A 21358-nucleotide genomic window follows, 5' to 3' on the forward strand; every position below is an offset into this window, starting at 1 on the left:
AAACGTCTTCAAGGTCGGGTGAAATTCCCAATCGGTGGTTACAGCCCACTACCCAATGAAAATTGGTTGAGATGGTGAAATCCCATTGCCGACAGTAAAGTCTGGTATAAAGAAGATGAGTTTTTTTATGGCGCAATTTACCCTAATTGACTTTGAAGAACGTTTAATTGGAGGAATTGTGATGATAGCTAAAAACGATCGAATTAAAAGAATTACTATAACTGCCGTGATTGGTGCGATCTCATTTTTGTTAATGTTGATTTCATTTCCAATCATCCCATACATGAGTTATTTGAAATTGGATTTTTCGGATATTCCAATTTTGATTTGTTTGTTATTATTGGGACCGGGTGCAGCCATTGAAGCTGTGATACTTAAACTATTTATTTACTGGATGGTGATGGGTTTTTCACCACTTGAGTTAATTGGGTTGACCACCTCTCTTTTAGCCTCATTAACAATGATTTTGGTGTTTTACTTTTTGAGAAAATATTTATTTAAAAGTCACTGGATTGACTTTTTGATTGTTTTGGTTGAAACGCTGGCGTTAACAATTGTCATGAGTATTACCAATTTGTTCATTAGTACTCCACTGTATGTGAAACTAACAAATTTAAAGTTAGATTTTTCGCTTGCCAAAACGATTCTTTACGGAGTAGTTCCCTTTAACTTAATCAAGGGTATTGTGATTGGATTGATTTTTGTGATTATTGCAAAACAAATGCAGAAATGGATTAATAAGCGATCTTATCAAAAATGATTAATAATACAAATGAAGCTCTTGGTCTTTTCGTTTTTAGTGCAACCCAAAAACGGAGGGCTCGATTAATTGAAAACTTACTGTTAGGCAAGAAAACGGTAGCCACCTTATACTGGGCGATGAGATATGGTCTTTTAGACCTTCTTGGAGTTGGACGATATTTTAATAAAAACGAATTAGATGTTAAGTCTCTGATTAGTGCGAACTTGCTGGAAGAAGTTGAACATGGTCAGTTTAAATTAACGTCTGAAGGAGAAAAAGAAAGAGCAGAATTAGTTAAAATGATTGATGATTCTAATCTTTCTTTTTCATTACATACTTTTCAAAGGATTGATTTAGTTAGTTTTAAGCAACGATTGCAGTTGTTTGTTCAGATTATCTCAGAGCATGTCCATAACGTTAGACACTATTATCCAGTCAATGTTGATGGAGTGAATAAAGATTTTATTAAAAAATATTATCGACTGATTGATCGCAAGCAAGTTGGCACAGATTTAAAGAAAGAGTTGAAACGATTTTTATCCTTACTCGATCTAAATGACGCTGATTTATTTGCTCAAGGATTAGTTGGATTTAGTACTAATGGATTCACAATCCAGCAGATTGCACATAATTTAAACCAATCGTTAGTCAAAAGTTATATTGCTGATTTTATCAATTATGCAAAATTGGCGAACTTTGTTGAGCAAAGTGATCAATCTGTAATGGTTCCATTACTTAATGGTCTTTTCAAAAATCCAATTTCTGGTAGTGCTAAAAGGACTTTTGATGAATATGAACGATTGGGTAATATAAAAAAGGTTGAACAACTGCGAAATCTACGAGAGTCAACTGTCCTAGAACATCTTCTGGAAGTTGCAATTTACGTTGATTATGACAAGTTTCCTTATCGAAATTTCATTTCCCTTCAAATGGAAAGAAAAGTTAGGCGTATTCTACTTGGAACGGACGTCGATGACTGGGACTATCATCAATTACCAACTGATGTTTTAGAGCAGTTTAGTTTTTTTCAATTTAGATTACTTGAAATCAAACGGACAAAACAGGGAATTAATAATGAACAAGATGAAACTTGCTAAACAAATATTAAAAAACAAGTTTGGCTTTAGTGATTTTAAGCCTGGTCAAGATAAGACCATTTCTGCACTATTAAATGGCGCAAATGTTCTTTCAGTCATGCCAACTGGGGCAGGTAAATCATTAATATACCAGTTATATGGGTATTTAGTTAAGCGGCCGGTTGTGATTGTTTCGCCACTTATTTCTCTTATGGAAGATCAGGTTGGTCGAATGAACTTTATGGGAGAAAAGCGGGTGTGTGCTTTAAATTCAATGAACGATTGGTCGAAGCGACACCGGCTATTGAATCATCTTGATCAGTTTCGTTATATTTTTGTTTCTCCAGAACTATTATCTAATTCTGATGTGCTTAACCGCATTAAGCAATTGAAAATTGGCTTATTGGTGATTGATGAAGCACATTGTATCTCTAAGTGGGGGCTTGATTTTCGTCCTGATTACCTGTCATTAAGACAGGTGATTCGTACGTTAGGACATCCGCAAACGCTAATGCTAACGGCAACTGCTTCAAAAAAAGTTCAAAGAGATATCATTAATTATTTGAAGTTAACTGACGTTCAAGAAATAATTGAAAATGTGGATCGGCCTAACGTTTTCCTTGCGGTTCATAAAAGTTCAAGTGAAAAAGATAAGCAAGCCTATCTTTTTAATTTAATTGAGAAACTCAAGTATCCCGGTATAATTTATTTCTCTAGCCGAGATAAGGCTTCGAAAGTTGCTTTTAAACTTAGAGAACAAACTGATATCAAAGTGGCAGCTTATCATGCCGGTCTTAGTAACGATGATCGGTATCGGATTCAGCATCAATTTATGGATAATGAGCTTCAGGTCATCTGTGCAACCAGCGCCTTTGGAATGGGGATTGACAAATCAGACATCCGATTTGTAGTCCATTATCATATGCCGACTGATATGGAAAGTTATGTTCAAGAAATTGGCAGAGCTGGAAGAGACGGTAAACAGAGTATCGCAGTGTTACTTTACTCTAATGGTGATGAACAAATTGCACAGAGCTTAATTGTTAGGTCCATTCCTAATGATCAACAGATTGATAATTTCTTTTCAAATCCCAAAGCTAAAATGAGCGAGCAGAATAAGAGACTCCTTCAGTTCTATTTAAATCATGGGTATGGTAATGATGACGTCAAACAGATTTTTTCTGAGGTCACCCTTAAAAAGGATCAAAGTTTAAAGCAAGTTGTCCGGTACATTAATCATACTGGCTGTCGGCGAAAACTTCTGCTTTCTTTATTTGATGTGAACTTTGATGACCACACTGATGATTGTTGTGACTTTGGAAGTGAAAAGTTTGATTTAATGAGTCTTGGTTTGTTAAAAGACGTTAATAGTGAAAAGTCCAATTTAGCTGGTACTTGGTATGAGATTTTGGACAAACTTTTTTAATAATAATTAGGCGCAAAAAATGATATAATCACCATAGAAGTTTTGGAGGGATGTATTTATGAGGGACGACAAACATAAAGATAACAAAAAAAATGATCCATGGGATGATTCATTTTCAGATGATACCGATCCAGATGGAAATCTTTCAAGAACCGAGTATCGTAAGCACCATCGTAGTAATTCATTAGTCGTGATTATGCTGGTTTCTGTTATTGTAATTATTGCCCTTGTTGCACTTGTTTTTGGGCTTTCTAAGGAACGTGCGGTTGGAAATGGGAGTGCCAGTCAAAAGACACAGAGTAGTAAGATGCACCACGAAAAACCCAAAAAGAATAAAGATCAGAAATCAAAGAAACCGAAAGCAAACTCAAGTAGTGTTCAAAGTGAGGATACTACAAATGATAATACTGTTTCATCTGGTGCTGGATCTGAAGAGGCTTCATCTTCATCCGTTCAAAACGAAATGGGAAGTAACCAAAGTAGTACGACTCCAAGTAGGGATTCATCATCTACTGCTAATAACTCGCAGCAACAAAAACCAGCCCAAACAACGAATGGCACTGATAATGCTGGTAGTAATGATTACGTTAAGGTTCAAAAAGGTCAGGGAGTTTATCGCGTAGCTACTAATGCGGGTATTAGTATGCAACAGTTATTAAAATTAAATGGACTTAGTTCATCCAGCCAGATTCATCCAGGACAAAGTTTAAGGGTTAAATAATTACAAATAAATGATAAGGATTGATTACATTTGGGTAAGAACGGCTTACAAGTTGCAATCGATGGGCCTGCTTCAGCGGGTAAAAGCACGGTAGCTAAACTAGTTGCAAAAAAATTTCATTACATATATTGTGATACCGGTGCAATGTATCGATCAATTACGTTAAAAGCAATTAGACTAGGATTAGATTTAAATGATGAGAAGACCCTTCTTGATCTTTTAAAAAAAACCACGATTACTTTTGAACCGGGTGATCCAGTTCAAAAGGTCTTTGTTGACGGTAAAGAAGTTACAAATGATATTCGCAGTCCTCAGGTAACTAGCAATGTTTCAGCAGTTTCAGCACTTGGATCAATTCGTTTCGAATTAGTTAAAAGACAACAGGATTTGGCAAAAGATGGTGGAATCGTTATGGATGGTAGAGACATTGGCACGACGGTTCTACCAAAGGCAGATGTAAAGGTCTTTTTAATTGCCAGTGTTACGGAGCGAGCTGAGCGGAGATATAAAGAGGATCAAGCAAAGGGAATTTCGGTTAGTCTCAATAAACTTAAAAAAGATATTGAGGAACGGGATTATAAGGATTCCCATCGAAAGATATCCCCATTAAAAAAAGCATCTGATGCTTTTGAAATTGATACCACTTCAATGTCGATTGATGACGTGGTTGCGGCAATTTCGCAATTAATCGAAAATAAAATTCAACAACTTTCAAATAATAAAGCCGATTAACTGGTATTTTATTTCCAACTAAGATAAAATAGCAATTAGAGTTGTTGCAAGGAGGAAATGTTTGATGAGTGAAAACGATACTAATGCAAACAAAGATTTATTAGCCGCTCTCGATAATATTAAGCAGGTAAACGTTGGTGATGTTGTTAATGGTGAAATTTTGGCCATTGATGATGACCAGCAATTAGTCGTGGGAATCGAAGGCGCTGGTGTTGAAGGAGTTATTCCAAGGAAAGAAATTTCCGCACAAAGGGAAGATAACCCAACTTCAAACTACAAAGTTGGAGACAAAGTTAAGGTTGTTGTTGTATCTCGAATTGGTGATGATAAGGAAGGTGGAAGTTACCTTCTTTCAATCAGAAGACTTGAGGCTCTCAAGGTTTGGGATGACATCAAGGAAAAATCTGATAAGGGTGACACCATCAAAGTTACTGTTACTCGTGCGGTAAAAGGTGGTTTAGTGGTAAATGCTGACGGAGTTCGTGGATTTATTCCAGCTTCCATGATTACTGATCACTTTGTTGATGATTTAAATCAATTTAAAGGTCAAGAACTCGAAGTTAAGATTATTGAAGTTGTCCCTGAAGAGAATCGTTTGATTTTATCACATAGAGCGATTGCTGAAGCAGAACGTAAAGAAGCTCGTGATAGAATTATGAGCACACTAAAACCCGGAGATGTTGTTGAAGGGAAAGTTGCTCGTTTGACTAACTTTGGTGCCTTTGTCGATCTTGGTGGGATTGATGGACTTGTTCACGTTTCAGAAATTTCTTATGAACATGTTAACAAACCAAGTGATGTTTTGAAGGTTGGCGAAGAGGTTAAGGTTAAAGTTCTTTCAGTTGATCCTGATCGTAATCGTATTTCATTATCAATTAAACAAACTCAACCAGGTCCTTGGAGTGACATTGAAGAAAAAGCTCCTAAGGGAAGTGTCCTTGATGGAAAAGTTAAGCGCTTAGTTGATTTTGGTGCTTTTGTTGAAGTTTTCCCTGGTGTTGAAGGATTAGTTCACATTTCACAAATTTCACATAAGCATATTGACAAGCCGAGTGATGTTTTGAAGTCTGGCGAAGACGTTAAAGTTAAAGTCCTTGACGTTCAACCTGAAGAACATCGATTAGCATTGTCAATGAAAGCTCTCGAAAAAGACCCCAGAGATGATCAAAAAACTCCAAAGAAAAATGTGAGTGATAATTCAACTAATAATGCTCCTGAAGAAGAGAATGGTTTTACGTTAGGTGACATTGTTGGAAATGAATTAAATGATGATGACAATGAGTAATTAGAAAATTATCCTTCATATTTATGAAGGATTTTTTTTATTCTCAAAAATAAGAGGTGATATAAAATGGCAAAACCTACTGTAGCAATTGTTGGAAGACCAAACGTTGGTAAATCAACAATTTTTAATCGAATTGCTGGTGAACGAATTTCAATTGTTGAAGATACTCCTGGAGTGACCCGTGATCGTATTTATGCTCATGGGAGTTGGCTTGGTCACAATTTTAATTTGATCGACACTGGTGGAATTGAAGTTGCTGATGAACCATTTATTAAGCAAATTACTGATCAAGCAGAAATTGCGATTGATGAAGCTGATGTAATTATATTTATGGTAAATGGTAAGCAAGGAATGACTGACGCTGATGAAAGAGTGGCCCAATTATTGTATCGATCTGATACGCCAGTTGTATTGGCGGTTAATAAAATTGACAATCCCGAAAGTCGGGCCGACATTTATGATTTCTATGCTTTGGGGTTTGGTGACCCATATCCCATTTCGGGCTCTCACGGACTTGGTTTGGGGGATTTGTTAGATGCTGTTGTTAAGAATTTCCCAGAAAATGCTAACGAAACTGACGATGATAGTATTAAATTTAGTGTGATTGGCCGACCAAATGTTGGCAAGTCATCACTTGTCAATGCTATTTTAGGAGAGAATCGGGTGATCGTATCAAATGTAGCTGGCACTACTCGCGATGCGATTGACACTAAGTTTGAAAATGATGGTCAAGAGTACACCATTGTTGATACCGCAGGAATTCGGAAACGTGGTAAGGTTTATGAAAAGACCGAGAAATACAGCGTAATGCGAGCTATGAGAGCAATTGATGGAAGTGATGTGACATTGATGGTTCTCAATGCAGAAGAAGGCATTAGAGAGCAAGACAAGCGGGTTGCTGGATATGCGCACGAGGCTGGCAAGGGTGTCATCATTGTCGTTAATAAATGGGACGCTTTAAAAAAGGATAATCACTCGCAACAACAATTTGAAGCTGATATTCGTGAGCAATTTCAGTATTTGGCTTACGCACCCATTATTTTTGTATCCGCAACGACCAAACAACATGTTAGTCAGTTACCATCCTTGATTAAACGAGTTAACGAAAACCATCAACGTCGAATCCAGTCGTCAACCTTAAATGATGTTATCATGGATTCAATCGCAATTACTCCAACACCAACCAGAAATGGGAAGCGACTTCGGATTTACTATGCTACCCAGGTTGCTGTTGGACCTCCAACGATTGTCTTGTTTGTAAATGATCCAGAACTACTTCATTTTTCGTACAAACGTTATTTGGAAAATCAAATTAGAAAAAATTTTGACTTTGCTGGGACACCAATTCACTTGATAGCAAGGCGTCGAAAGTAATGAGTAATGGTAACAACCTTCTAATCATAATTATATTAAAATTTTTTTAGTAAATGTTAATTATACTTCCATTATTTGTTGCAATGACACCATTCTTATGCTAAATTAAGACTAGAAATGATGTAGTAGTACATCATTTCCCCTGGCTTAATCTTTAACTTATTGGGTGTTTTTTACATAAAAAACATCTATTCAGGAGGTGAATACACATGGCCAACAAAGCAGAATTAGTTAATGATGTCGCAAAGGCAACTGGTTTAACTAAGAAAGATGCCACCGCAGCTTTGGATGCAGTTTTTGACTCAATCCAAGACAAGTTGACTCACGGTGAAAAGGTACAATTGATCGGTTTTGGTAATTTCGAAGTACGTAATCGTGCCGCTCGTAAGGGACGTAACCCCCAAACTGGTGCAGAAATTCAAATCCCTGCAAGTAAAGTACCTGCCTTTAAACCCGGTAAGGCTTTAAAGGAAGCTGTTAAATAGTTTTATTTAATGGTTTAACCAGTGCGCTTATGCGTACTGGTTTTTTTATTAGTAGGAGGACATGTGTAATGACTTATTCAGAGCAAGCCTTAGACGCCCTAAAAAAGGGTGATATGAGTCAATTTAACGATGACATCAAAAAAGCCAAGGTAAATGATAGTGATGATATGATTTATTCGTTAGCAGAAGAACTTTATTCATTAGGTTTTTTAAACGAATCGATTGATATATATAAAGATCTTTTAAAAAAATATCCTGAGGAAGACGAGTTAAGAACAAGTATTGCAGATATTTTGATTTCTGAAGGCAAGATTGATAAAGCGCTTAATTATTTAAGTGAGATTAAACCTGATTCCCCAAATTATGTTAATGCTTTGATGGTTGAAGCTGATCTTTATCAAACTCAGGAAATGTATAACGTTAGTGAACAAAAGTTACTTGAAGCTGAGAAAATTGATCCAGACGAAAACGTAATTAAATTTGCCCTGGCTGAATTGTATTTTTCTACCGGACAATTTGATAAAGCCATTCCTATATACTTGGGAATAATTAAACAAGGTGTTTTGAACATTTCTTCAGTCAATTTGGTTGAAAGGTTAGGGGTGGCATACGCTAATGCAGGTCATTTTGAGCAGGCTATTGGATACCTTGAACAGATTAAGCCCATTGATATGACGCCAGACGTCAAATTTGAAACGGGTTTTACTTACTTACAGTTGAAAAACTACGCTAAAGCGATTGAGATGTTCAAGCAGTTGCGAGAAGAGGATCCTCAGTATGCCTCACTGTATCCTTACTTAGGGGAAGCATACATTCAAATGAATGAACCTGAAAATGCTTTAAAGGTTTATCAGGAGGGTATGAGTGTTGATCAGTATAATGTCAATATGTACATTAAAGCCGCAGACGTTGCTGCTAAACTTTCAAAAGAAGACCTAGCCCTGAAGTATCTTAATAAGGGACATCAGGTTGATCCGGATAACATGGAATTAATTCTTAAGTTATCTAATTTGTACGTTAAGCAGGGCGAATATCAAAAAAATGTTGATTTTTTGAGCCCATACGTAAAAGAAGAAGAAACCGATCCACAAATTTACTGGAATTTGGCGGTGTCTTATGCTCATCTTGAAAAGTATGATGATGCTCAAAAGTACTATGAGCGAGCTCTTCCGTACTTTGATGATAATCCTGATTTTTTACGTGAGGCGATTTTATTGTTCAGAGAGAATGGTCAAATTAAGGAAACCATTAAACTGTTAAAACATTATGTGAAACTTGTCCCGACTGATGATGAAATGGCATACATGCTTGAAGATTTAGAAGATTACGAGTAACAAAATAAGGATCAGAGTTGGATTTGATACTCTGATCCTTATTTTTGTGCTAATTTTTGATAATAGATTAGTGACGCTGGATCCATTCTTAAATCCTGTGCAAGAGTTTTGTCACTATCATTTGGATGTTGATTGAGGTAGTTAACGACGAATGCTTGGTATAGTGATTTGGGATTAAGATTCATTGCTAGGTATTCACTATCTGGCTTTAAGTATTTGTGAAGACCTGCAGATGTAATATGGCAGTTGGAAGCGATTCTTTGCTTTAAAAAGAGGTCCTTTGAATGATGACGAATTTGAAGCGGGGTAACAAATTTTTGAAAATTAGATAAAAAGGATTTTTCTTCAGGTGAAAAGTCAACGTGGTTTAATTCATGATAAAAGCCAGGTAAGAGAAACTCTGAAGATTGGTATCCCTTACTGATAAGTAACAGCGTCATTCTAGTGTAGTAGTGAACCTCAGGATCTTCGAGGATAGTTGGTAAAGAATAGATCCACTTGGTAATGTATGAATTATGTTCGTTTTTTTCCTTACTTTTAATGTTAATTGTAGGAAGATGGGTATTAAGGTGGTTGTTAAATAAGAATTTAAAATAGACGTTGATCTGAGATAAAACCTTGTTATAGGTATTGTTTCCGTTATTACGCTTAGAAATGATCATATCTAGATATTGCTCGATGTCTCGATCAAAGATTTGACTAACTCGGTGATCCGCTTGGTATCCCACGTTAAAATTAGATAAATAATTAAAAAGATCCGATAAAGTTTTGGAATACTCGCGAATGGTTACATTTGAGAGTTCTTTTTTTCTTAGATAACGTTCAAAATGATCTTGATATGGATAATTGTTACTCATGATTTGTCTCCTGTAATAAGTTACTTTAACTTAATCATAACACAAGAACCAGACACAAGCCTAACTTTTATATGATAATTTTGGTAGAATGAAATCAGTGAAGGTGTGTGGATCATGAAAATAGACAACTTACCAAGTGAATTTGATGATGCTAGAAGGGTTCTTCAGACAATTGAAGAAGCGGGATTTCAAGCTTATTTTGTTGGCGGATCAGTCCGTGACACTATTTTGCATGCACCAATTCATGACGTTGATATCGCAAGTAGTGCGTATCCTGAAGAAATTAAAACCATTTTCAAGAAGACAATTGATACTGGGATTGAACACGGAACCGTCACGGTGGTGCACGATGGTCGATCTTATGAAATCACGACGTTTCGGACTGAATCAGGATACCAAGATTATCGGCGTCCCGATCAAGTTACCTTTGTTCGATCACTTGAAGATGATTTAAAGCGTCGTGATTTTACTATCAATGCGCTTGCCATGAAAGAAAATGGTGAAATCATTGACTTGTTTGGTGGCTTAAATGATTTAAGAAATCATCTAATTAAGGCTGTTGGAGATCCAGAACAACGTTTTAATGAGGATGCTTTACGAATGATGCGTGCTGTTCGATTTGCTAGTAAACTGGATTTTGCAATTGAAAAGAACACTTTTAACGCGATTAGTAAACATAGTTATCTATTAAAAAAGATTGCTGTGGAACGAATTAACGTGGAATTTGTAAAGATGATGCTAGGGATGGCTCCTGGCAAGGGGCTTAAACAGATGATCCAAACGAATTTAATTAAGTATGTTCCCGTCTTGGGTGATTATGTTTCTGAAATAGCTAGGTTAGGGTCACGTCCCATTTCAGAATACATTAATAACGAAGTTCAGGTCTGGTCCTTAATTGCATGTCAGTGCGAATTAAATAGTGAACAGATTGGACATCTGATGAAGAGTTGGAAGGGATCAAATAGGTTAACCGAGAACGTTAAACTAACGGTTAAAGCAACTTACAAGATTGTAAGTGATGTTTTAGATCCAGTAACGTCGTATAAAGTTGGTCGCATCAATCTTGATAACGCATGTCAAGTAGCCATGACCTTAGGTAAGGTAGTCAATATTGGCCAAATAGAAAATGAATATGATCGCCTTCCGATTAAAAGTAAAAGTGAACTAAAAATTAACGGTAAAATGTTGATTGATAGAGGTTTTAAACCAGGTCCATTATTAGGAAATGTTCTTAATCAACTGGAACGTTCCGTTATAAGTGGCCAAATTAAAAATGATTCAGATTCACTACTTTCTGCATCGAAGCAAATAAATAATGATTAAAAATAATTGGAGCAGATATTGTGCAAACATTAAAAGCAGAAAACTTGACGAAGACGTATGGTGAAAAGACTTTATTTAAAAATCTTGACTTTATTATCAATGAACATGACCGAATTGGATTAATTGGAACGAATGGAAGTGGTAAATCGTCCCTTTTAAACACTATTTCTGGAATTGATCATGATGTTAATGGGACAATTACCACTTCTAAGTCGTACACAATTGGATACCTAAAGCAGGTTCCAGATTTAGATGAAAACCTAACCGTTATTGACGCTGTTTTTGCTGGTGATCAAAAGATTTTTAAAATCATCAGATCCTATGAACATGCACTTAAAAATTACTCTAAGCATTCAGAAAATTCAGATTTTGAAAAAAAGTTTGAGAATGCAGAAGCAAAAATGAATGAAGAGGATGCCTGGACGGCGGAAGTGAACGTTAAAAACATCCTTAATCAACTGAAAATTACCGATTTAGATCAAAAGGTGGGTAGCATGTCGGGTGGCCAGCAGAAACGAGTTGGATTAGCTCAGGTTTTAATTCAGTCACCTGATTTACTTTTATTAGATGAACCTACCAATCACTTGGATTTTGACTCGATTGACTGGTTGGAACGGTTTTTGAGTAAATACAAGGGAGCTTTAGTATTTGTTACCCATGATCGTTATTTTTTGGATCAAATTGCTAATCAAATATGGGAATTATCATTTGGTAAACTTTATAAGTATCCCGGTAATTATCAAGATTATGTCCAGAGGAAGGCTGAACTTGATGAAGAGCAAGAGGCTGCCTCTCATAAGCAGCAACGGCTTTACAAACAAGAGTTAAAGTGGATGAAAAAAGGCGCTAAAGCTCGTTCCACTAAGCAACAAGCACGAATTAATCGATTTAACGATTTAAAAGCTGATGTTGATCAGGGCAATCCAATCGATGAAGATGTCGATATTACAATTGGTCAAAAACGGCTTGGTAAAAAAGTGATTGACATTAAACACGCTAACTTAACAATTGCTCATAAGCCAATTCTAAGAGATTTCAGCATGTTAATTCAAAATGGTGCACGAATCGGAATTAGTGGTGAAAATGGTGCCGGGAAATCAAGCTTTTTAAATGTAATTGCTGGAAAGCTTCCACTTCAGTCCGGTACCATTGATATTGGTGAAACCGTTAAAATGGCATATTATACACAAAAAATGGAGAAAATCCCGGAAGACAAACGTGTTATTAGTTATTTAACCGATATCGGTGAAAATGTGGTTGATAAGGATGGAAATAAGGTCAGCGTTACTAATTTATTAGAACAGTTCCTTTTTCCTAAATTTATGCATGGAACTTTGATCCGCAAGCTTTCAGGTGGAGAAAAAAGGCGCCTTTATTTACTGAAATTATTGATGGAGCAACCAAATGTGCTTCTTCTTGATGAGCCAACTAATAATCTCGATATTGGGACCTTAACGGTTCTAGAGGATTACATCAAGCACTTTAATGGGACAACGATTACAGTATCTCATGATCGTTACTTTCTTGATAAAGTAGCTGATCGATTATTGATTTTTGATGGGAATGCTAAAATTGAGCGTTATACTGGTCAATTTACTGATTATCTACAAAAAATGAAAATGCAAAGGAAACAGGTTCATCATGATAGTAAGAACCAAACCAATAGCCGATTAGATGAAGCTAAAGATAGCACTTCCGAGAAAAAAAGCACGAAATCGAAAACCAAGTTAACGTATGCTGAAAGAATTGAGTGGGATAAGATCGATGGTAAGATTAATTCTTTAGATCGCCAGACTAAAGATGTAAAAAAACAGATGCAAGAAAATAGTTCGGATTATGATAAGTTAGCAGAGTTACAACGAAATCTTGATGAATTAAATCAGAAATCGGATCAATTAATGAACCGATGGGAATATTTGAGCCAGTACATTGATGAGTAGTTGTTTTTATTAAAAAAGGAAGAGATTAAAATGTTAGAGGATGCATATTTAAATCTAGAACGTTACGTTTTAGATAATGGTCACAAAAAATCAGATCGAACTGGTACCGGAACCATTAGTACCTTTGGTTATCAAATGCGTTTTAACTTACAGGACGGCTTTCCACTTTTAACCACTAAGGCAGTTCCCTTTCGGTTGATTAAATCAGAATTACTCTGGTTTTTGCGAGGTGATACTAACATTCGTTATTTACTTAAACATAATAATCACATTTGGGATGAATGGGCGTTTGAAAAATGGATTAATTCTGATGAATATCATGGACCAAATATGACTAATTTTGGTTTGCGTTCACAAAGTGATCCCGAATTTAATGAAGAATACCAAAAGCAGAAGAAAATATTTTGTGAACGAGTTTTAAATGACGATGATTTTGCCAAAAAATATGGCGATCTAGGCTTGGTTTATGGGAGTCAATGGCGTAACTGGAAAACGAGCAATGGTAAGGCCATTGACCAGATTAAAAATGTTATTAATACCATTAAAACTAATCCTGATTCTAGAAGAATGATTGTGAGTGCTTGGAATCCAGAAGATATTTCTAGTATGGCTCTTCCACCTTGTCATGTAATGTTTCAGTTTTACGTAAACGATGGCAAGTTAAGTTGTCAACTGTATCAGCGTAGTGGTGATATTTTTTTAGGAGTTCCATTTAATATCGCAAGTTATGCTTTACTTACTAGTTTAATTGCCAAAGAGGTCGGATTAATTCCTGGTGACTTTGTCCATACGTTAGGTGATGCTCATATTTACAGTAATCACATTGATCAAGTCAAAGAGCAGTTAAAGAGAAAGCCACACCCAGCTCCACATCTATGGCTAAATCCCGATAAGGAAAGTATTTTTGATTATGATATGGATGATATTAAGGTGGTTGATTATCACCACGACAAGCCAATTAAAGCGTCAGTGGCAGTATAGGAGATTATTATGTTAGCTTATATTTGGGCAGAATCAAATGGACATGTCATTGGAAAAGATGGTAAATTACCCTGGCACTTGCCGGATGACATGCAATTTTTTAAACGTAATACGATCGATCATCAAATTCTAGCTGGTAGAACCACGTATGACAGTTTTAAAAGACCATTACCAAGACGCAAAAATTTGGTTTTGACTCACCGCCCGCAGAGTGATTTTCCGAGTGGGGTTGTGACCTTTAAAACGGTTGATGAATTTTTGAAGTATGCAAAAAGATACCCTAATGAAATGATTTTTGTGGTTGGTGGAACATCTGTATTTGAAGATTTGTTGCCGTTTGTTGATTATCTGTATCGCACTAGTATCAATCATGATTTTGATGGGGATGTTAAAATGATTGATATTGATTATTCTCAATTTGAATTAGAAAAGAAGATTTCTGGAAAAGTTGATGAACATAATGTTTATCCGCATACTTTTGAGATATTTAAGCGTAAGAAATAAGAGGTAAGAAATTGAGAAAAAGTTTTTATGAATTTTTAATGACTAGAAGACATCCAGGGAGTTCCGATCCGATTGCGGAGTTTGCTAATAATGCGTTCTTTGATCAATTATTTCCAAAGCAAGAGGATAATTTTGAAAGGCTTTCTAAGTACTTGGAGGAAAATGCTGGTTATTTACCATCCATGACAATTTTTGATGATGCATGGAAAGAGTATCTTGCCTACCTCGATTAACGATAAAGGAGCAGTAAATGGGAAGTAATATACAATGGTTTCCTGGACACATGGCGAAAGCTATTCGTCAGTTTGAGGAAAATGTCCACGTTGTTGATATTATTTTTGAATTGGTTGATGCAAGGATTCCGTATTCATCGATTAATCCAGAGATTAAGCGAGTATCAGGTAGTAAACCACGCTTGTTTATTTTAACTAAATCTGATTTAGCTGATCCAAAGATGACTAAAGAATGGTTAGATTACTTTAATAGTATGGGATTATCGGCCATCTCAATCGATTCAAAATCACGTGGAGTAAGAAATAAGATTGAGACTGCTGCTCGGAAAGTTCTGAAGGATAAGTTAGAACAATCGCAAGCAAAGGGATTAAAAAAAGACATCATTAAGGCTGTCTGTGTTGGGGTTCCGAACGTTGGCAAGTCAACTTTGTTGAACCAGTTAGTTAGTAAGAGATCAGCAGCGGTTGGCAATCGTCCGGGAGTAACTAAGGGTCAACAATGGTTAACCTCCAGTAAAACGATGGAATTATTGGATACTCCCGGAATATTGTGGCCAAAGTTTCAAAATCAGGAGATTGCTGATAAATTAGCGTTAACGGGAGCAATTAAGGAGAGTATTTATCATCCTGATGATATTGCTTTATTTGCACTTCATTTTTTTCGTAGTCACCATAGCGACGAGATCTTGAGACGTTATCATTTGGGTCCGTCCGATTTAAATCTAAGTGATGTTGAATTATTACTTAAAATTACTGAAAAGATTGGAATGAAAGACGATTACGACCGAGCCAGCGTCAGGATTATTAATGATGTTCAAAGGGGAAAATTAGGACGTTTTACGTTAGATTCCCTTGAACTGGTGGAAAGAAATGAGCATGGCAATGACGATTAGAGAAATTTCTGAGCGGTTTGCTAACGTTGATAATGTTAGTGATCCGCTTTTTGTCCGCTTTGGGGATGATCCACGAATTGGAGTTCAAAGAATTATTAAGAGAACGTTGAAGCGAATTAATACCCAGACCGAGAAAAAACGTGATTTTTTAATCAGATTTAAATATGAAAAAGAAATATGGCAACGCGGGGTGAAGTATATTGCTGGCGTTGATGAAGTGGGCAGAGGGCCGCTTGCTGGTCCAGTAGTCGCTGGTGCGGCAATTTTACCAGTTGACTTTGATCTTATTGACGTCAATGATTCCAAAAAATTAAGTGATGAAAAAAGACGAGAACTAGTTCCAAAAATCAAAAAGGAAGCGATTGCTTACAACTGTTTTGCGGTTTCAAGTCAGATAATTGATCAAGTCAATATTTATGAAGCAACTAGAATTGCCATGAAAAACGTAATTAGTATGTTAGATCCACAGCCAAATCATATTATTGTGGACTCCATGGCAATTGATGACAGTATTCCGCAGACTAGGTTGATTAAGGGAGACTCAAAATCAGTTAGTGTTTCTGCTGCTAGTATCCTTGCTAAGGTTTTTCGAGACGATTTAATGAACGAATACGCTCGTAAGTATCCTGGATATGGATTCGAACGAAATGCGGGTTATGGAACCAAAGAACATTTACGGGCTTTAGATAAACTTGGTCCGACCCCAATTCATCGCAAGACTTTTTCACCAGTATTAAAAACAATCAATCATTAATTTACGTATTTATCCATAGACAAACCAGGAGGTAGAAAATGGATAAACGGAAATTATTGCTTAGAATCAAGTTATGTCGTGGGATTGGGATTAAAGGCGAAGCAATTCTTGCACGGTGGGTTAAGGGGACTTCAGTTGAAAACATGTCTTTATCTGATGTTGAAGGTGAATTAATCAATCTATTAAAACGTCATCATTTGCAGACAACGAAGTTTAAGAATTCATTTTTAAGTAGTGAGTTAGAGCGATCTTTTCGTTTGAACCAAAAATATCATTGGATGACCATTCTTGATGATGGTTATCCTGAACAACTTGCTGATATTTATTGCGCGCCAATTGTGCTCTTTTATGTGGGTGACGTGTCGTTACTTACAACACGTTCGATTTCTGTGGTAGGTGCACGACAGTGTACAAGTTATTCAATCGCAGCAATTAAGGAAATTATTACACGTCAGGTACTTAAAAAGTTTACGATTGTGTCTGGTCTGGCTAAGGGAGTTGATTGTTTAAGTCATCAGTGTGCTTTAGCACATGATGGCCGTACAATTGCGGTGATTGGAACAGGCCTCGACCGTTTTTATCCCGCTGAATGTACGCAGCTTCAGGATAATTTGATGAGAACCAACCTGGTTATCAGTGAGTATCCATTAGGAAGTAAACCCTTAAAATACCATTTTGTGGAACGAAATCGCATCATTGCTGGTCTTTGCGAAAAATTAATTGTTGTTGAGGCAAAGCAAAGGTCAGGAAGTTTAATTACTGCTAGTTTGGCTTTGACCGAAAATCGGGATGTCCTTGCCATACCAGGTAATATTACTTCTCCACTTTCTAAGGGTTGTAATCTACTAATTGCTTCTGGAGCACGTCCTTGTTTGAGTGATAATGATGTTTTGGAAGATTCTTTAGTTTGACAGGTCTTTAAAACTGCAATATGATATGGAAGAAATTTAAACGGAAATTATCATGTATTAATGAAGAAAAAATAACGAGGATAATTTTAATGGCCACAACTTCTGTAGCAAAGACAAAGAAAACAACTAAAACAAAAAAACGTAAAGCAAGTTCAAGAAAGAAAAAATTAGTGATTGTCGAATCGCCAGCTAAGGCAAAGACGATTCAAAAGTATCTAGGAAGTACCTATAAGGTCGTAGCAAGTAAAGGACACGTTCGTGATCTCCCTAAGAGTAGGATGGGCGTGGACATTGAAGACGATTTTAAACCTGATTACATTTCAATTAGGGGGAAGGGTGACGTAATTAAAATGCTAAAGTCTGAGGCTAAGAAGTCGAAGATGATTTATTTAGCATCTGACCCTGACCGTGAGGGTGAGGCAATTGCCTGGCATGTTTCTCACGTATTGAATCTTGACGTTAATGATCAAAATCGGGTGGTCTTTAACGAAATTACCAAGGATACCGTTAAGGATGCTTTCAAACATCCAAGAACGATTGATATGAATCTCGTGGATGCTCAACAAGCACGTCGGGTTTTGGATCGATTAGTGGGATATTCAATTTCTCCACTGCTTTGGAAAAAAGTAAAAAAAGGATTAAGTGCCGGACGGGTGCAGTCAGTGGCATTGTGGTTAGTGATTGATCGGGAACGTCAAATTAGAAAATTTGAGCCAGAAGAATACTGGACAATTGATTCTGAATTTAAGTCTGGACGTTCAAAGTTTAAAGCTAGTTTCTACGGTCTTAATGGCAAGAAAGCGAAACTTGCGAATAATGATGATGTGCAAAAAGTTTTAAAACAAATTGATCCAAAAGCTGATTTTGATATTACAAAAGTCACTAAAAAAGAACGACGGAGACAACCAAACGCACCATTCACAACCAGTACTCTTCAACAAGACGCCAACCGGAAATTAAATTTTAAGACTGGACGAACAATGATGGCTGCCCAGCAACTTTATGAGGGAATTAATATTGGCAAAGAAGGAAGCCAGGGTCTCATTACTTATATGAGAACTGATTCAACAAGAATCTCATCAATTGCTAAGCATGAGGCAGCTACCTTTCTTCATGAAAAGTATGGGGCAGAATACTCTGCTAATAAACCAATTAAGGGGAAAATGCCAGAAGGCGCTCAGGATGCGCACGAAGCAGTCCGACCTACATCTGTTTATCGGACTCCTGCAAACATTAAACAATATCTTACTAAGGATCAATATAAACTTTACAATTTAATTTGGTCACGATTTGTAGCTAGTCAAATGACTCCAGCAATTATGGATACTGAAACAGTAACCATTGAACAAAATGGTGTAACGTATCGTGCTAACGGCTCAAAGATGAAATTTGAAGGTTTTTTGAAAGTCTATTCAAATGGGAAAGAGAAAGATAATATCTTGCCTGATTTAAATAGTGGTGACACCGTTAAATTATCTAAAAATAATCCAGACCAACACTTTACTCAACCACCAGCTCGATACACTGAAGCCAATCTGATTAAAACTTTAGAAGAGAATGGAGTGGGACGTCCATCTACCTATTCGCCAACATTAGGTACAATTCAAAAACGTTATTACGTTAAACTAGTTGGAAAACGGTTTGAACCAACCGAACTCGGCGAGATTGTGAATAAAATTATTGAAGAGTACTTTCCTGACATTGTCAACGTTGATTTTACGGCTGATGTCGAAGGAAAATTGGATGAGATCGAAGAAGCTAAAGAAAAATGGGTTGAAGTTGTAGATCACTTCTATCAACCATTTTCAAAAGAAGTGGACCATGCGGAACAACTTATGGAAGATGTTCAAATTAAGGATGAATTAGCCGGGTTTAACTGTGAGATATGTGGTGCACCGATGGTCGTAAAGATGGGGAAGTATGGTAAATTTTACGCTTGTTCACGCTTTCCAGATTGTCGCAATACTCAAGCAATTGTCAAAGAAATTGGGGTAACTTGTCCGAAGTGTAAGAAGGGCCAAGTTATTGAACGTAAAACAAAAAAGAATCGGTTGTTTTATGGGTGTTCACGTTATCCTGAATGTGACTTTGTTTCATGGGATAAGCCAATTGGACGAGATTGTCCAAAGTGTGGTCATTTCTTGGTTGAAAAAAAGGTTCGTGGTGGCATGCAAGTTATTTGTCCAAACGGCGATTATAAAGAAGATATTCAGAAATAATTAAAATAGCTGTTCCTCGGAACGGTCTTATTTATAAGGTAAAATGTAAAAAGTTACTTTAACTTAGGAAAAACAAATGCAAAACAAAAAACTAATCGAACTATTCGTAAAATTTATTGTAAACGAACGTCAATATTCAAAAGACACGGCTAAAGCTTACGAAGACGATCTTGAGGAATTTAATGTATTTCTACAGACGTCAGGAAATGCTAAAAGCTTTAAAAATATCGACAATTTTGACGTTGAAGTTTTCTTAGGTACTTTGCACGATAGAGGAGATGAGAATAGCACCATCGCTCGTAAAATTTCTTCATTAAGGTCTTTTTTTAATTTTTTGCTAAACAATGAACTAATTTCGGACAATCCGTTTGAATATGTTCACATAAAAAAGCATAATAAGCATTTACCAAGATTCTTTTATCAAAAAGAATTAGACATTCTTTTTAAAACAGCCGCAAGTAATCAAGACAAACGAATTGCTACTCGTGACAGTGCCATTCTCGAGGTTCTATACGGGACGGGAATGAGAGTCAGTGAGTGCTCCAATCTTGATATTAACGACATTGATTTTGATAATCGAATCATGCTTGTTTTAGGTAAGGGAAACAAGGAACGTTATCTGCCATTTGGAAGGTATGCTAAAAGTGCTATTTTACGATATATGGAGAAATGCCGAACGCCAATTATGCGTAAATATCATAAAGACCATCTTTACTTATTTATCAATCAGCATGGTGATAAACTGTCAAGCCGCGGTATTGAATACATTTTAGATGGAATTATGAAAAGAAGTGGTCTTAATAGTTCAATTCATCCTCACATGCTTCGTCATACATTTGCCACTCAAATGTTGAATAATGGAGCTGATCTTAGAACTGTTCAGGAATTACTTGGTCATTCTGATTTATCTACAACCCAAATTTATACTCATGTTACTAAAGAAGGACTACTTAAGAACTACCAGAAGTTCTTTAAGCGTCCTGATGAAGATAATCCAAACTAACTTTTGAAGGGAATTTAATTATGACAGTAAAATTTGAAGCTACCACAATTTGCGCCATCAGACATAATGGTCACGTTGCACTAGCTGGTGACGGTCAAGTTACTATGGGAGAAAAAGTTATCATGAAGGGAACCGCACATAAAATCCGTCGGATCTTTGATGGGAAAGTTGGAGTCGGTTTTGCTGGAAGTGTTTCTGATGCATTTAACCTAGAAGAAAAGTTTGAAAAAAAGTTGAAAGAATATAGCGGCAACTTAAAAAGAGCTTCAGTAAAATTAGCTCAAGAATGGCGCGGCGATCAACAGTTACAAAAACTTGAGGCCATGCTAATTGTTGCCGATCATGATAATTTGCTTTTAGTATCTGGTTCAGGAGAAGTAATTGAGCCAGACGATGATATTTTAGCAATTGGATCTGGTGGTAATTTTGCATTAGCAGCAGCCACTGCAATGAAACATAAGGCGCCTGAAATGTCAGCTGAAGAAATTGCCAAAGATGCTATTAACATCGCTGCTGACATTGATATTTTTACTAATCACAATGTAATTTCTGAAGAACTATAAAC

Annotated in this window: 21 protein-coding genes and 1 riboswitch; of the genes, 20 read left to right on the plus strand and 1 reads right to left on the minus strand. The window is 36.4% G+C overall.

All coding sequences use genetic code 11. From position 1 onward, the window contains the following. A riboswitch (FMN riboswitch) is annotated at positions 1–121 on the plus strand. From AC6UDE_RS03850 to AC6UDE_RS03890, 9 genes are all read left to right on the plus strand, one after another. Next, positions 116–760, plus strand: a complete 645-nt coding sequence (locus tag AC6UDE_RS03850) for an ECF transporter S component (RefSeq protein WP_500696664.1) — start codon at positions 116–118, stop codon at positions 758–760. It overlaps the preceding riboswitch by 6 nt. Next, positions 757–1839, plus strand: a complete 1083-nt coding sequence (locus AC6UDE_RS03855) for a helix-turn-helix domain-containing protein (protein ID WP_500696665.1) — start codon at positions 757–759, stop codon at positions 1837–1839. The genes AC6UDE_RS03850 and AC6UDE_RS03855 overlap by 4 nt, the downstream gene beginning before the upstream one ends. Then, the gene (locus AC6UDE_RS03860) at positions 1817–3244 is read left to right on the plus strand and encodes a RecQ family ATP-dependent DNA helicase (RefSeq protein ID WP_500696666.1); all 1428 of its coding nucleotides are present in this window, start codon (positions 1817–1819) and stop codon (positions 3242–3244) included. The genes AC6UDE_RS03855 and AC6UDE_RS03860 overlap by 23 nt, the downstream gene beginning before the upstream one ends. A gap of 58 nt (positions 3245–3302) precedes the next feature. Then, on the plus strand, positions 3303–3965 hold the full coding sequence (locus AC6UDE_RS03865) for a LysM peptidoglycan-binding domain-containing protein (RefSeq protein WP_500696667.1): 663 nt from the start codon (positions 3303–3305) through the stop codon (positions 3963–3965). Positions 3966–3995: 30 nt separating this feature from the next. Next, positions 3996–4697, plus strand: coding sequence for a (d)CMP kinase (gene cmk / locus AC6UDE_RS03870; RefSeq protein ID WP_500696668.1), 702 nt, complete (start codon positions 3996–3998; stop codon positions 4695–4697). A 64-nt stretch (positions 4698–4761) separates the two neighbouring features. Beyond that, a complete protein-coding gene (gene rpsA / locus AC6UDE_RS03875) occupies positions 4762–5982 on the plus strand; it encodes a 30S ribosomal protein S1 (RefSeq protein ID WP_500696669.1) in 1221 nt (406 codons plus the stop codon). A gap of 66 nt (positions 5983–6048) precedes the next feature. Continuing rightward, positions 6049–7356, plus strand: a complete 1308-nt coding sequence (der, locus tag AC6UDE_RS03880; protein ID WP_500696670.1) for a ribosome biogenesis GTPase Der — start codon at positions 6049–6051, stop codon at positions 7354–7356. 209 nt (positions 7357–7565) lie between these two features. After that, entirely contained in the window at positions 7566–7841 is a 276-nt protein-coding gene (hbs, locus tag AC6UDE_RS03885) for a non-specific DNA-binding protein Hbs (RefSeq protein ID WP_010021419.1), read from the plus strand. A gap of 68 nt (positions 7842–7909) precedes the next feature. Then, the gene (locus AC6UDE_RS03890; protein WP_500696671.1) at positions 7910–9175 is read left to right on the plus strand and encodes a tetratricopeptide repeat protein; all 1266 of its coding nucleotides are present in this window, start codon (positions 7910–7912) and stop codon (positions 9173–9175) included. A 38-nt stretch (positions 9176–9213) separates the two neighbouring features. Here AC6UDE_RS03890 and AC6UDE_RS03895 read toward each other — a convergent pair whose 3' ends face one another. Then, positions 9214–10032 carry a site-specific integrase gene (locus AC6UDE_RS03895; RefSeq protein WP_500693777.1) on the minus strand — a complete coding sequence of 273 codons (819 nt, stop codon included), beginning with the start codon at positions 10030–10032 and terminating at the stop codon, positions 9214–9216. Between the two features lie 114 nt (positions 10033–10146). Between AC6UDE_RS03895 and AC6UDE_RS03900 the strand changes: the two genes are divergently transcribed. From AC6UDE_RS03900 to hslV, 11 genes are all read left to right on the plus strand, one after another. Next, positions 10147–11355, plus strand: a complete 1209-nt coding sequence (locus tag AC6UDE_RS03900) for a CCA tRNA nucleotidyltransferase (protein ID WP_500696672.1) — start codon at positions 10147–10149, stop codon at positions 11353–11355. Positions 11356–11375: 20 nt separating this feature from the next. Next, positions 11376–13295, plus strand: coding sequence for an ABC-F family ATP-binding cassette domain-containing protein (locus AC6UDE_RS03905; protein WP_500696673.1), 1920 nt, complete (start codon positions 11376–11378; stop codon positions 13293–13295). 30 nt (positions 13296–13325) lie between these two features. Next, positions 13326–14276: a thymidylate synthase gene (locus AC6UDE_RS03910; RefSeq protein WP_500696674.1), complete on the plus strand. Its 951-nt coding sequence runs from the start codon at positions 13326–13328 to the stop codon at positions 14274–14276. Positions 14277–14285: 9 nt separating this feature from the next. Next, positions 14286–14780, plus strand: coding sequence for a dihydrofolate reductase (locus tag AC6UDE_RS03915; protein ID WP_500693773.1), 495 nt, complete (start codon positions 14286–14288; stop codon positions 14778–14780). 11 nt (positions 14781–14791) lie between these two features. Continuing rightward, on the plus strand, positions 14792–15013 hold the full coding sequence (locus tag AC6UDE_RS03920; RefSeq protein WP_500693772.1) for a YozE family protein: 222 nt from the start codon (positions 14792–14794) through the stop codon (positions 15011–15013). A 17-nt stretch (positions 15014–15030) separates the two neighbouring features. Beyond that, a complete protein-coding gene (gene ylqF / locus AC6UDE_RS03925; protein WP_500696675.1) occupies positions 15031–15906 on the plus strand; it encodes a ribosome biogenesis GTPase YlqF in 876 nt (291 codons plus the stop codon). After that, positions 15896–16660 (plus strand): ribonuclease HII, encoded by a 765-nt coding sequence (gene rnhB / locus AC6UDE_RS03930; RefSeq protein ID WP_500696676.1) that lies wholly within the window; start codon positions 15896–15898, stop codon positions 16658–16660. The genes ylqF and rnhB overlap by 11 nt, the downstream gene beginning before the upstream one ends. Positions 16661–16698: 38 nt before the next feature. Beyond that, positions 16699–17571: a DNA-processing protein DprA gene (gene dprA, locus AC6UDE_RS03935; RefSeq protein WP_500696677.1), complete on the plus strand. Its 873-nt coding sequence runs from the start codon at positions 16699–16701 to the stop codon at positions 17569–17571. An 89-nt stretch (positions 17572–17660) separates the two neighbouring features. Next, positions 17661–19790 (plus strand): type I DNA topoisomerase, encoded by a 2130-nt coding sequence (topA, locus tag AC6UDE_RS03940; RefSeq protein ID WP_500695636.1) that lies wholly within the window; start codon positions 17661–17663, stop codon positions 19788–19790. Between the two features lie 76 nt (positions 19791–19866). After that, positions 19867–20793 carry a tyrosine recombinase XerC gene (xerC, locus tag AC6UDE_RS03945; protein ID WP_500696678.1) on the plus strand — a complete coding sequence of 309 codons (927 nt, stop codon included), beginning with the start codon at positions 19867–19869 and terminating at the stop codon, positions 20791–20793. 20 nt (positions 20794–20813) lie between these two features. Further along, positions 20814–21356: an HslVU peptidase proteolytic subunit gene (hslV, locus tag AC6UDE_RS03950; RefSeq protein ID WP_500696679.1), complete on the plus strand. Its 543-nt coding sequence runs from the start codon at positions 20814–20816 to the stop codon at positions 21354–21356. The last annotated feature ends 2 nt before the right edge of the window (positions 21357–21358 follow it).

It is taken from the genome of Fructilactobacillus sp. X2R5C3, from assembly GCF_059901325.1.